Genomic DNA, 13288 nt, shown 5'->3' with positions numbered 1-13288 from the left:
AGCAGGAAAAATATTGAAATGCAGGTATTCCAAGATGCATTAAAGCAATATGCGAAACGTAAGGATAAAAACTTACGGATGCTTATGAAATACGCAGCTATGTTTCATGTTGAAAAGATACTAAGACCATATTTGGAGGTGTTACTTTAGATGATAACAACGGCAAGACAATTAAAGGATTTAATTCGTAATATGTCAAAGAAAAAATCCGCAGATGCACAGATTTTGATGCGGAATTATATGATGGAACGTTTTTTAGAACGAATTTCTTTATCAGAGTATAAAAACCAGTTTATATTAAAAGGTGGAATGCTAGTGGCGGCAATGGTTGGTCTGGATGCCAGAGCTACTATGGATCCGGATGCTACCATAAAAGGCACTAATGTCAGTGTGGAGGATGTAGAAATGATTATATCCCAAATTATATCAATTCCACTGGACGATGGTGTTTCATTTCGTATCAAACGGATATCGGAAATCATGGAAGAAGCAGATTATCCTGGTGTTCGTGTAAGCATGGAAACGAAATTTGATGGTGTAATCACACCATTAAAGATTGATATTTCTACAGGAGATATCATTACACCAAGAGAAATCAAGTACAACTTTAATCTTATGCTTGAAAATCGCACAATCGAGGTATGGGCATATAATCTGGAAACGGTATTGTCTGAAAAACTGGAAACTGTTATTAGTCGAAACGTTACAAACACGCGAATGAGAGATTTTTATGATATCTATATTTTACAAAAACTATATGGAGAGCAACTTTCAAAAGATGTATTATGGGATGCACTTGTTGCTACAGCTAAGAAACGAGAAACTTTAGAACAGATAGAAGTTGAAGATATAGACGAGGTATTTAATGAAATTCAATCAAATTCTGTTATGGAAAATTTATGGAAAGCTTATCAAAAAAATTATACTTACGCTGCTGACATTCCATGGCATACAATTATGAAATCAATTCGCACATTATATGAAATCATATCAAAAAATACATATAATGTATTGCAGTTCCCAAAGAACGCAGAAAAGCCGAATGACGGAACAACAAAACAAGGGAAGGAGTTGCATCATGAATAGGATTTTGATTATAGATGATGACAAAGCACTGTGTGAATTGATTAAACGTAGCGTACAAGCAGAAAACATAGAAGCTGATTTTTGTAATACCGGAAAAGAGGGTTTACAAAAATTAAAAGAGCAGGAATACCAGCTTGTAGTGCTGGATGTGATGATGCCCGGAATGGATGGCTTTGAAACGTTGGAAGAAATTCGCAAGGAGTACAGCTTGCCGATTTTGATGTTTACATCCAAAAATGACAGCATTTCTAAAGTGCGGGGCTTACGAGCCGGGGCGGACGATTATCTGACAAAACCGTTTGATATGGACGAACTGATTGCCCGTATTGCGTCCCTCATTCGCCGCTACACCCGTTTTAATCATCAAGCCGGAGCTGTGCAAAAACTGGATTTTGATGGATTGCAAATTGACCTTGAAAATCGTTCTGTTACGACGGAAAATGGCACTTTTGAACTTCCACCAAAGGAATTTGATCTGCTCCTGTACTGTGCAAAGCATCAAGGAAAAATTTTGACAAAACAACAGATTTATGAGGAAGTTTGGGGCGAAGAATATTTCTATGATGACAGTAACATTATGGCGATTATCAGTCGGCTTCGTAAAAAATTAGAAGTCAATCCTTCAAGCCCAAAGTATATACAAACGGTCAAAGGGATTGGCTACCGGTTTAATAAGGAGGTGTAGTCAGTATGGAAATCATTGTATTCTTGTCCATTGTGATTGCTGTTGTAGCTGTATTGACTTCCATCGTTCTCGTTCAGCGTGTAAAAAAACAAATAGCAGAAATGGCCGATGTGCTGGTTGATGTGAAAAACGGAAATGGCAACCGGCGTATTCTATCTGCAACAAATGAACTGACAGCACCTCTTGCTTATGAAATCAACGAGATCGTTGTGGCCTATGAAAGCAGACTTTCAACTGTACGGCAGACGGAAGAAACCAACCGCCAGCTTATGACGAGCCTTTCCCATGATGTGCGAACGCCCCTTACTACTCTGATTGGGTATCTTGACGCTGCACACAAAGGACTGGTCACAGGAAAAGACCGGGATGATTATATTGAAACCGCCCGCCGGAAAGCCCATGATCTGAAAGAATATATTGATGTACTCTTTGACTGGTTCAAGTTAAATTCTAACGAGTTTGCTTTGGAGATCCAGAGCGTTGAAGCTGCAGAGCTGACAAGAAATATCCTAATCGACTGGATACCGATTTTTGAAGATAAGCAGGTCGATTATGACATTGATATTCCCGAACATCCTATCCGGGTAAGATTGGATATGGACAGCTATATGAGGATCGTTAATAATCTCATTCAAAATGTAATCGCTCACAGCCATGCAGACAAAATCAAAATTGCCCTGTCAAAGAAGGAAAATAACATGGAGCTGCTGCTTGCGGATAATGGAGTGGGAATTGAGAAGGAAGATTTGAAACACATTTTTGAACGGCTCTATAAGTGTGACAAAGGACGGTCTGACAAAGGCAGCGGTCTTGGTCTTTCTATTGTCCATCAGCTTGTAGAAAAGATGGGTGGGAGCATAACAGTTGAAAGTGTACCGGGAAAAGGAACGGAATTTACTTTGCTTTTTCCTTTGGAAATTTAAGCGGGTTCCCGTTTTTATGGCGGGAGCCTTACTTATTTTCAGAAGTCTTTTAGAAAATGGCATGGGAACCTTCTCAATCCCCAAACGGATTGAGAAGTAGCGGAATAGGATTTGCATTGCAATTCATTCCTTAATTGCAAGGTTAATGCAAGGTTGCGGCAAGGTTAATGCAAGGTTGGCATGATAGAATACCTTACAGAACAGGAGGTTTTGAATATGGATACAAATTATATCATTGAAACAAAAAATCTGACGAAGCAATACGGCTCACAAAAGAGTGTGGCTGACTTAAATATCCATGTGAAGCGTGGGAAAATTTACGGTCTGCTGGGCAGAAACGGAGCCGGAAAAACCACTACCATGAAAATGCTGTTGGGCTTAACGAAGCCGACTTCCGGGGAGGTCAAAATCTGGGGAAAGTCTTTGCAAGGAAATGAAAAGAAGTTGCTGCCCCGTATCGGAAGCCTGATTGAGTCCCCCGGTTTTTATCCCAATCTGACCGGCACAGAGAACCTGCGTATCTTTGCTACTCTGCGGGGCGTACCAAACAATCATGCTATCAAAGATGCTCTGGATCTGGTAGGACTGCCCTACAAAGATAAAAAGCTCTTTTCACAGTATTCTCTTGGTATGAAGCAGCGGCTTGCCATCGCCCTTGCCGTTATGCACGATCCGGAACTTTTGATTTTGGATGAGCCGATCAACGGTCTCGATCCCATCGGTATTGCAGAAGTACGATCCTTTATTCGAGAGCTTTGCGACGCAAGAGGAAAAACTATTTTGATTTCCAGTCACATTCTTTCAGAGATTTCCTTGCTGGCTGACGATATTGGAATTATCGACCACGGCGCGTTGCTGGAAGAAGAAAGCCTTGCTGAGCTGGAGCAAAAAAGCAGTAAGCATATCCGTTTTACGCTCTCTGATACTGCACAGGCGGCAAGAATTTTGGAACGCAATTTCCATGAAAACCATTTCTCCATACAGGACGACCACAATCTGCGTCTGCACAACCTGGATCTGCCTGTGGGGAAAATTGTAACTGCCTTTGTAGAAAACGGATTGGAGGTATCGGAGGTGCATACTTGTGAAGAAAGTCTTGAAGATTACTTCAAGCGTGTGACAGGGGGAGAAGGAATTGCTTAAACTAATCAAATGCGAATTTTTGAAATTAAAACGGAAGCCATTGGTATTTATTTCCCTACTGCTTTCTGTTTTCATGCCATTGGCTTATGCTTTCTTTCTGGCAGATGTAAACACTGATGTGGATGCTGTAAATGGAGTGATGTCCAGCCTATTCCAGCTTAGTGCATATTTGCTTTTGATGCCGCTTCTTGTGATACTGGCTTCGAATCTGTTGTTTGAGGAATTTGATAATGACACACTGAAAAACCTTGTTACCGTACCGGTAAATAGAACCAAGCTGGTGCTGTCCAAGATGCTGGTTTTACTGTTGTTTGCCGTTGGCTTTATGGCAGTTGGAGGATTGGTAAATCTTGCGGTTTTGTTGTTTCAGGGTTGGGAACCGGTTGGGTTTTGGACCTTGTTTGGCGTTGGAATTGAAGAAGGGCTGATTATGTGGGTGGGCGCACTTCCCTGTATTCTGCTCGTTGTTCTTCTTAATAAAAACTATATCGTGTCTGTCGTGATTACCTTTTTCTATACGATTGCGAATTCTATCCTTTCCACGAACGATATGTTTCTCACACAGCCTTTTGGTTTGAACATAGGAACCCTGTTTCCGGGGCCGCTGGCCTTCCGCTGGACATTCCAATTTTATGACCAAAGCCAGACCAGTGCGGAGTTAGCAGATTTGTTGGAACGGGTCAGTCCGTATTTTCTGAATGGTGTTCAGGTATTCGGTGTGATTATTGTGGAAGCCATTGTATTTCTTGCGCTGATTGCATTTGTTTACCGGCGACAGGAAATCTAAGGGGGTGTGACTATGTGGAACTTATTAAAATCGGAATTACTGAAACTGCGCCGGTGCCAGATTCTTTTGGTAGGGCTGGTGGCGCTTGCACTCTGTCCTTTGGTTCAGTATGGAAGTCAGTTGATTGTGGAGGCAGAGTACCGAAATCCAAATTATGATTTTTCTGCACTATTTGAAAATGTTGTTTGGGGAAACACTCAGATATTCCTTCCAATTTCACTGGTAATGATCGGAGGATGGCTTATAGACAGAGAATCCACTCATGATACACTGAAAAACATCATGACAATTCCTGTTTCTATGCCGAAAATGTTGGGAGCTAAGTTACTTTTAGTCGTTATGCTTGCAGTTCTGCTGGGAATATACAGCGTTGGCATTACCTTGATTACTGGATTGACGGTTGGATTATCGGGACTGACAGCGGAAGTGTTTTTTCATGGAGGTACGCAGATCGTGTTAGCGGCTCTGACGACCTATTTGGTCTGTATGCCGCTGATCCTGATTTTTGGGCAGATCCGAGGGGCATATCTGGGCGGTTCCATTCTGGCGTTCTTCCTTGGATACAGCATGTTGTTTTTCAAAAGTGGTATCCTTGCCAGCATCTATCCGTTCTCTGCTGCGCTGATTTTAGTGGGATTTGACATGAGTGAATATGCCGGAACAACCACATCCTCAACCCCTTTGTTGGCGGTCATTGGGGTTGGCATCATGGTTCTCTGGGCGGTGCTGTTGTTACTGATGTCCAGTAACAAAAAAGAAATGAAATCCCGTAAACAGGCAAATGCCAAGGGAAAAGGAAAGCGTGCTGTACGCAGGAAAGGAAGGTGATAGCTGTGAAGAAAATAGTTTTATCATTATGCCTGATACTATTGGGTGCTTCTGTGCTTTCAGGTTGTACAAAAGACGAATTTCTCGATCAGTATAACAACATTGTTCAGTCTGCTGGTTCCATAGCGCTTACCGGAAATTCATCCTTACAAGGTACGAAAGAAAAAGGAATTGATGATTATACAGGAAGCTATACAGCCAACTATGAGGATTTTTCAGATACAGAGTATTTGTTCGGAGGAACTTCCATAAAGAGAGAATCCGGTAAGGAGCTGTCCATTGATTGCACCTTGGAGATTACGGAAGGTACTGCAAAAGTATTCTGGATTTCTGGATCTGATGAAGCAGTCACTTTGATTGAAGCAACCGGAACTTATAGTGACACAATTACACTTCCTGATGGTGGAAATTATATCGGCATTGAATGTGAGAATTTCACTGGAAACATTGAATTAAATATTGAATAATACTCTGCCGGACGACGGCAAAAGAAAAAAGCCGTCGTAGAGCAGACAATTTGACACGCCCATTTGAAACGGCGGCTTTGATTTTCAGAGCCGCCGTTTCTTTGCGTTTACACAAACCTATGACGACTTGCAGGGACACGGTAGCCGATTGGAGGTTATTTCGCCGTGTCCTTTTCTCTTTTTCGCAGTATCCATGATCTGCACCAGTTAAAAAAAGCATAGCCCCTCCATCGGAGCAGTCTGGCTTTGGATATGAACTATACCATGTAAGCAATCTTCTTCATAAAACATTTCTGCGCCCTGCAGGTCCGTTGCGACTTGCTGGGCGCTTTTTGCTGTTTTCTGAGGACAAGCCCGCCTCGAAAAAAATTTTTGATAAATTTTCAAAAAGGAGGCTTTTAGCGGGTAGCAAGCGGCTTTGCGTTCGCCTTGTTAGCGGAAAGGGAGAAACCCACCTCATTCCCCCAAGAAAGGGGGTGAAAAGATGGATATGATCCCCCGCAATAACTATGGCGAGCGGTGCCAGTTCGATGCTTACTGCAAGCTGGTACTGTACCATGAGGCAATCGACTACCTCCGGGAAATGCAGAGGCGCCGTGATACCGTATCTTATCCCTACTTATAAAGAGTTGCAGAAGTCCAAAAATGCCCGCAAAATAAGAAAAACAGAGGATGTTCAGACACCCTCCGTTTCTTCATTCGGCTTTTCAATTTTTAAGGCCCCGTCAATGGCACCTTCCACGATAGGCAAATACTGTTCCGGGCAGAGCTTTAACTTCTGTCCGACCCGCTGGTGCAGCTCGCTTTCCTCTCGCATGACCTCTGGATTGAAATATCTCTCCATCGGCAGGCCGCAGATTTTTACAAGCTGTATGATGACCGGCAGGCTGGGGATCGTGCCCTCGTTTTCAATGTTGGCAAGATACCTGGTATCAATATTCACCTTTTCGGCTAAATCTTTTCGTGCAAGGTTCTTCGCCTTCCGTGCTTCTTTTACATCTGCACCGAAGGTTTCAAAGCCAGGGCAATCTTCGATTTTTGCCATATTGCATCACCCACATACATTCTATATTTCATAGTCTGCCTGTGGAATGTTGCGATATGTGCTTGTTCTAAACTTTATATTTCATATTACCGATTGAGCAATGTATCCTAACTTAATAGCTTTTGTTATCATCTCAACGGTAGAGCTAACTTGCAATTTTTCAAAAATATGTTGCAAATGATTTGATACTGTTCGTTCACTAATAAAAAGCTGTTCAGCAATTTCGCGGCGCCTGACTCCTGATGCAACCAATTCGAGAACTTTTCTCTCCCCGTCTGTCAGCTCTTCTATAAATACTTCTTCCCGTGGGAAGTGTGTTGCCCCAGCTTTGATGGTCAATAAAATGTGCAATAACTCATCTGGTTCTACATCCTTACTGATAAACCCTCTTGCACCGATCCTCTTTGCTTCTTTGCGATAAACAGGAAGATTATAGCCAGAGAGAATGACTATTTTTTGATCTGGAAAACGCTCCAACAAATGTTGTGTGAGCATTAAACCGTCCTCGTCTGTCAGTCCTCCTAAGTTAATGTCAATCAGTAAAATATCTGGTAATTCTGTGGCAATTTGTTTTTCCAAATCTTGAATATCCTTTGTGCTGGAAAATTGCTCAATCTCTGGATTATCACACAGGGCAATCGAAAGACTTTTGGCAAAAAGTATATGGTCATCGACCAACAAAATTTTCATACGAATCACCTCCGTTCATAGGCATAGAAATGACAACTGCCGTTCCGCCACCAGTAGCGGGTTGGATGTTCATAGTGCCATCTAATAAACTGACCTGTTCCCCAATAGAAGCAAGCCCCTGATGTGAACCTGACTTATAAGTGAACGGTTTGAACCCAATACCATTATCCGTCACCTTTAGGGTAATGCGTCCGTCCTCCTGCATCAGCAGCACATCGATTGTCGTTGCGGAGGAATGTTTTAACGCATTTGTTACCAGTTCTTTTATCATTCGATAGATGAGTACATTATATGGCTCTACAAGAAATACATCTTTATCGCAGTCCAAACATATATTTGCAGAATGGTTTTCTTCCATTGAATCAAGCAGATTTTGAATATTCTCCTTTAAGGTCAGACTTTTTACCAGATTTGGGTGATAAGTCTGCATTTGAAAACGGATGGAAGCATTTAATTCTGTCAACGTATCGAGAAGTAACCTCCTTATCTCTGGCTGTTCTGCTTTACATAACATGTTTTTGATGGAAAGCAGGTTTTGCAAAATATTATCGTGCAAATAGTTGGAAAAATCTTTTTTTAAGTTTTCTTCCCGTTTAATCTGTTCCAGTGAATAGGCGTAAAAGTGCTGACGATCCGTGGGGTTATTATAGTCGGTCGGCTGTCTGCAAATCCGCACATACAAAAGGATATTGTAAACCTGTGCCATCAGAACCACTATGTAAACACTCATCAAAATTGCCACAAGTGGGATTTGAAAAAGATATGCCATTCCAACAAGTCCAACCAATCCGACAAAAACCAGAGCAACGATATATCCCCCTGACAGCGTTAAAAATTGTACCTGCTGTGGATGGTATTGGAACACGATACTATGAATACATACAAATGCTAGCATAACAGGGATGTAGCTCCCCATACTTGCCATATATTCCGCTTCCCTGTGAAAAACGAAAAGGTATATTACAAATGGAATTACTACAAGAGCCAGTGGAAAAAGCAGACGTTTCCTTTGACTTTTCAGCACAAAGACAATTCGTTTTCTCTGTATGATACCAACGACAGCAAGAGCCAGTGTCGAGATAAAAAATTGCAGTTGGTAGGCTGTGAAAAAAGCCCTATCTGAAAAGAAGAAGCAAATAATTGCTGTTACGCAGGAAATTTTCAAAAAAGCAAGCAGCGCTTTTTGCCCCCGATAGGCGGAACCCTGAAATAAAAATGTCTGTATGAAATATGCTGACTGATAAAAACAGACAGGCAACAACAGCATGGAAACCGCTTTGGATATTGGTTGAAAGTCAAACAGGTACAACAAGAATTGCCAGCCCAGCAACAATAACAATAGGGAAAAGTGGTTCAGGACCTTATTACATTTTACATTCTTATATGAGATATACGCCGCGTCAAAAAACAAGAGCGACAAAGATAGAAAATGAACAAGGTAATTGCTTTCTATATAATGTCCGTTGTACGCCATATAACTGAGATAAATAATCACGGCAAATTGGTTCAACGCACAAAAAATCTGTCTTGAGAAATATGTGTTTTTCGTATTTTCCACCTCCATTCCTTTTCTAATATTGTACTGTTCTTTCCCCATGAGTTCAAGATTGCTATTCTGAAATATTTTTGAATAAACCAACGGCTGACACCAATGAAAGTGCCAGCCGCCGCATTATTTCAAGGCAATTATATAGCAGGAGCGTTTTGTTAACTGGTAATAGATAACATAGATAATGGAGAAGATCGCCACCGCCAGAAGAATCGGTGCAACAACGGCGCTGTTCCGTCCGAGCAGATCGTCCATCAGTGCAGACTTATAACAAATCATCGCAAAAATGCTGTGCAGCAATCCTATGACATAGGGAATACCGTAATAAATCTGTATCTGCCGACGCACACATTTTTTAATCATTGTGTGACTATATCCCATTTTCAGCATGATTTCATAGTCCGGTTTGTCATAGGTTACGGACGAAATATTTTGAAAGTAAAGAATACTGCCCGTAGCAATTAAGAAAATAATCGTAGTAAAACAAATTAGCAAAAAAGTGGAACTTGCATCGCGGACAAAGGTACTTTCTCTTTGCCATGCGCTTGCCAGATAAATGTTGTCCGGCATAGACGCATTCAAAGCTGTGTAGGCAGTTTCATTAGAGCGCATTTTTTCACCATTAATACTGATAACCGTAACTCTATCTATGGTACTGTCACGCATTTTTTGATAAAGGTTATCCGACAAAATCAGAGTTCCAACACTGTTTGAAAAGCCAATAGGATTATCAATGCTTGTCTGTTTTACTGTTACATCGGTTATTCCTGTTCCAAAGTCCAGACGATACGAGGCTCCCATGTCAGAATGTTCATGGTCTGGATGGTATTTGATTAAAATGCAATCAGTATCTGATAATTCTGGAATATCCGTTTTCTTCCCCTGCTGGGAGAGCAAGGAGACATAGTCTGTCCGGCTGATACATTCAAATCCGGGAATACGCCCCTTATCTTCACTGATACTGTATTCTGTCGGCAGACGATCAGAAGTTGCTTTTACTTTCAAAATAATCGTTTCATAAACTTCGTATTCCTGTTCGTCGCAAGCCTCCTGTAAAGCCTGCAAAGAGGTTTCCTTTTCCTGCTCATTTGTCACTCGGTATTCAATGGCAGAGGGGATAATGCGCCGGAAAGATTGGTATGGATACCACATAGAAAGAACCGTCGAGCCAAAGACCGCCAGCGTCCCCGCTGTCAGCAAGATCAGCAAAATCAGTGATTTCGCATTAGAACGGATGCGATGCATAAACTTTGGCACTACAATAATGGTATTTTCATGGTAAAATCTGCTTTTTTTCTGCCGGATTTTCTGACAGACATAGGGTAGGAATGAGTACATAAACAGAATCGTTCCTGCCACAACACAAAGAAGTGTCAGCATGGCAATAGGAGAAAATCCAATGGTATTCCACAATGACTGCTTTCCCCGCATAATGTCCAATGCAAGGCCGTACCCTGCGCTGAGAAATCCGACACCCAATATCGCTGTTATTGCATGGGGATGGATCGGTTTTTCCGTTTTCTTTTCCAGTCGCACCAAATCAAGCAGGGTAGATTTTCGGAGCAGACTTGCGTTAGAAAGTATAAGTGTAATCAGCACGACGATTACAAAGGAAAGGATTGCCTTTACTGCTGCCGGGTAAATTAGAGGGATTGCGCTTTGATCTACGGATATTCCCAAAAGGGTCACAATCCCGGCGATTACGATTTTGTGGAGAATACTGCCAGTCAGAATTCCAAGAATCATACCGCCAAAGCAGATCATTACATTTTCAAAGATCAGTAATTTCAATATAGTTGATTTTCGATACCCAAGTAGCGAATAAATCCCTAATTCTCTCATACGTCGCCGCATAAAAAAACTATTGGAATAGAACATATAAAAAATGACAAATGCCATGATGAATATTGCTACTGTCCGGCACATGGTTTCCACTCTGCCATCCGAAGATATTTTTTCCATGATGATCTGGTTCATGGAAAATGAAGTAAAGCAGAAGTAAATCATCAAGACAAAAGAAACGGAAAAAAGGTACAGGGAATAAAACGAAAAGTTCCGTTTTAGATTTTTTAAGGCGATTGCGGATAATTTCATGTTGCCACCCCCCTTAACGCTTTTCGTCCTGTCTGGCGGCTTCTTGCATGATTTCCTCATAGAATTCACGGCGTTCCCTGTTACACCGTTTCAATTCGCAAATGATATGCCCGTCCTTAAAGTACAAAATGCGATCTGTATAGCTTGCCGCATACGGGTCATGTGTTACCATTAAAATTGTTGTTCCTAAAGCCTGATTGACTTCTGAGAGGGCAAAGAGCAGTTCCGTTGCTGAACTGCTGTCCAATGCCCCGGTGGGTTCGTCTGCAAAAATTAACGGCGGGCGTTTTACCATTGCACGAGCCGCCGCTACACGTTGCCGTTGACCGCCAGACAATTCACTGGGATATTTTTTCAGTTGTGAAGCAATTCCAAACAGTTCCGCAAGCTCCATCACTTTTTTATCAATCGTCTTTGCGCTTTCGTGGAGCAAAGTCAAGGGAACTGCAATATTTTCCTGCACAGTCAGACTGTCCAACAAAAAATACTCTTGAAAGATAAAGCCGAGATTATTCTTACGAAAATCGGCTGCCTGTGTTTGACTAAGCTCTTGAATTTTTTTCCCTCCCATGCGGATGCTGCCGCTTGTAGGAATATCAATAGTGGATAGCACATTCAAAAGCGTTGTTTTGCCGGAGCCGGAAGCTCCCATAATACCGAGAAATTCACCCTGCATTACTTCAAAAGAAACATGATCCAGTCCTGGTTTCGGCTGGTTTGGATAGATTTTGGTGATGTCTTTTACTTCTAATAGTGTACTCATTATTGATCGCTCCTTTCAATGTACACAAGCAGTATATCGAACACAGTAAAAAAGTGCATGAGTAAATCACGCAGAAAACATGCGTGATTTACTCATGCTGGATTTGTCGTTCCTTGATATGATATTCATAAAATAGAAAAAGTCATATCTGTCGGACAGCGACAAAAGAAAAAGCCGTCGCACGGCAGAGATAATTACGGAGGATGGGAAAAGAGAAAACATGAAAAAACATCTTAAATTATGCGTAATAAGCTCAATATTTTTTGCCCTACTCGTTTATTTGATCTGGGGTAATACGGCGTTGACGGTAAGTAAAATAAAAATTTCAAGTAGCCGTATTCCTATCGCATTTTCCGGGTTCCGAATAGCACAAGTATCAGACCTGCACAACGCAGAATTTGGGAAAGGCAATAGAAAGTTGCTGGAATTGTTATCAGAAAGCAAACCGGACATTATTGCAATAACGGGGGATTTAGTGGACGCAGGGCATACGGATATTGGAGTAGCTCTTGATTTTGCAAAAGAAGCGGTTAAGATTGCGCCAGTCTATTATGTAACAGGGAACCACGAAGCAAGCCTGTCACAGTATGATGAACTCAAAATAGAACTTAAAACGATTGGCGTAATTGTGCTTGAAGATGAAGCTGTACAGTTAAAACTCGACACAGAAGAAATAACGCTTATTGGACTTTCTGACCCTGATTTTACCATAAAAGGAGATATATTCAGAGAAGCCCCAGCTATGGTCAGAACAAAACTGAGTAGTCTTGTTGATGATGAAAGCAGCTACACCATTTTGCTGTCGCACCGGCCAGAATTGTTTGAAAGCTATGTACATTGCAATATTGATTTGGTTTTAAGCGGACACGCACACGGTGGTCAATTCCGTTTGCCATTTATCGGCGGGTTGATCGCACCCAATCAAGGGCTATTTCCACAGTATGACGCAGGGCTATATACAAGTGGCAGTACAAATATGATGGTTAGCCGCGGATTAGGTAACAGCATTATTCCCATCCGTTTTAACAATCGCCCGGAAGTCGTTGTAATTGAACTTCTCAATATGGACTGTTAAGACAAATTTATAGAAAACCGAATTATAAAACAGTCTGCCGCGCGACGGCAAAAGAAAAAAAGCCGTCGCAGAGCAGACACATTTTCACGCGCCTATGAAACGGCGGTTTTGATTTTCAGAGCCGCCGTTTCTTTGCGTCTACACAAACCAATG

Annotated in this window: 14 protein-coding genes and 1 pseudogene; 10 read left to right on the top strand and 5 right to left on the bottom strand. The window is 41.6% G+C overall.

The window, feature by feature from the left end; all coding sequences use genetic code 11:
* The 9 genes and pseudogenes from WMO28_RS16470 to WMO28_RS16430 form a co-directional block, all read left to right on the top strand.
* A pseudogene (locus WMO28_RS16470) lies at nt 1–150 on the top strand (type IV toxin-antitoxin system AbiEi family antitoxin domain-containing protein); the annotation flags it as partial.
* Nucleotides 151–1086, top strand: coding sequence for a nucleotidyl transferase AbiEii/AbiGii toxin family protein (locus WMO28_RS16465; RefSeq protein WP_244095931.1), 936 nt, complete (start codon nt 151–153; stop codon nt 1084–1086).
* Nucleotides 1079–1771 carry a response regulator transcription factor gene (locus WMO28_RS16460; protein WP_173740265.1) on the top strand — a complete coding sequence of 231 codons (693 nt, stop codon included), beginning with the start codon at nt 1079–1081 and terminating at the stop codon, nt 1769–1771. The genes WMO28_RS16465 and WMO28_RS16460 overlap by 8 nt, the downstream gene beginning before the upstream one ends.
* 5 nt (nt 1772–1776) lie before the next feature.
* Nucleotides 1777–2694 (top strand): sensor histidine kinase, encoded by a 918-nt coding sequence (locus tag WMO28_RS16455; RefSeq protein ID WP_173740266.1) that lies wholly within the window; start codon nt 1777–1779, stop codon nt 2692–2694.
* Between the two features lie 216 nt (nt 2695–2910).
* Entirely contained in the window at nt 2911–3837 is a 927-nt protein-coding gene (locus WMO28_RS16450) for an ABC transporter ATP-binding protein (protein WP_349057684.1), read from the top strand.
* The gene (locus tag WMO28_RS16445; protein ID WP_025581211.1) at nt 3830–4624 is read left to right on the top strand and encodes an ABC transporter permease; all 795 of its coding nucleotides are present in this window, start codon (nt 3830–3832) and stop codon (nt 4622–4624) included. The genes WMO28_RS16450 and WMO28_RS16445 overlap by 8 nt, the downstream gene beginning before the upstream one ends.
* Before the next feature lie 12 nt (nt 4625–4636).
* A complete protein-coding gene (locus tag WMO28_RS16440; protein WP_349057683.1) occupies nt 4637–5452 on the top strand; it encodes an ABC transporter permease in 816 nt (271 codons plus the stop codon).
* A 5-nt stretch (nt 5453–5457) separates the two neighbouring features.
* Nucleotides 5458–5919 carry a hypothetical protein gene (locus WMO28_RS16435; RefSeq protein ID WP_144364749.1) on the top strand — a complete coding sequence of 154 codons (462 nt, stop codon included), beginning with the start codon at nt 5458–5460 and terminating at the stop codon, nt 5917–5919.
* A gap of 484 nt (nt 5920–6403) precedes the next feature.
* Entirely contained in the window at nt 6404–6544 is a 141-nt protein-coding gene (locus WMO28_RS16430; protein WP_349057682.1) for a hypothetical protein, read from the top strand.
* 51 nt (nt 6545–6595) lie between these two features.
* Here WMO28_RS16430 and WMO28_RS16425 read toward each other — a convergent pair whose 3' ends face one another.
* From WMO28_RS16425 to WMO28_RS16405, 5 genes are all read right to left on the bottom strand, one after another.
* Nucleotides 6596–6964 (bottom strand): helix-turn-helix transcriptional regulator, encoded by a 369-nt coding sequence (locus WMO28_RS16425; protein WP_349057681.1) that lies wholly within the window; start codon nt 6962–6964, stop codon nt 6596–6598.
* 81 nt (nt 6965–7045) lie between these two features.
* Entirely contained in the window at nt 7046–7654 is a 609-nt protein-coding gene (locus WMO28_RS16420) for a response regulator transcription factor (protein ID WP_349057680.1), read from the bottom strand.
* Nucleotides 7632–9251, bottom strand: coding sequence for an ATP-binding protein (locus WMO28_RS16415; RefSeq protein ID WP_349057679.1), 1620 nt, complete (start codon nt 9249–9251; stop codon nt 7632–7634). The genes WMO28_RS16420 and WMO28_RS16415 overlap by 23 nt, the downstream gene beginning before the upstream one ends.
* A gap of 75 nt (nt 9252–9326) precedes the next feature.
* Nucleotides 9327–11297, bottom strand: a complete 1971-nt coding sequence (locus WMO28_RS16410; protein ID WP_349057678.1) for an FtsX-like permease family protein — start codon at nt 11295–11297, stop codon at nt 9327–9329.
* 13 nt (nt 11298–11310) lie between these two features.
* Nucleotides 11311–12060: an ABC transporter ATP-binding protein gene (locus WMO28_RS16405; protein WP_349057677.1), complete on the bottom strand. Its 750-nt coding sequence runs from the start codon at nt 12058–12060 to the stop codon at nt 11311–11313.
* Between the two features lie 220 nt (nt 12061–12280).
* On the opposite strand from WMO28_RS16405, the gene WMO28_RS16400 reads away from it, so the two are divergent.
* A complete protein-coding gene (locus tag WMO28_RS16400) occupies nt 12281–13135 on the top strand; it encodes a metallophosphoesterase (protein ID WP_349057676.1) in 855 nt (284 codons plus the stop codon).
* The last annotated feature ends 153 nt before the right edge of the window (nt 13136–13288 follow it).

It is taken from the genome of Blautia aquisgranensis (assembly GCF_040096615.1).
GTDB lineage: Bacteria > Bacillota > Clostridia > Lachnospirales > Lachnospiraceae > Blautia_A > Blautia_A aquisgranensis.
Note: the sequence above shows the minus strand (reverse complement) of the source record. Positions and strands in the feature narration are given on the sequence as shown.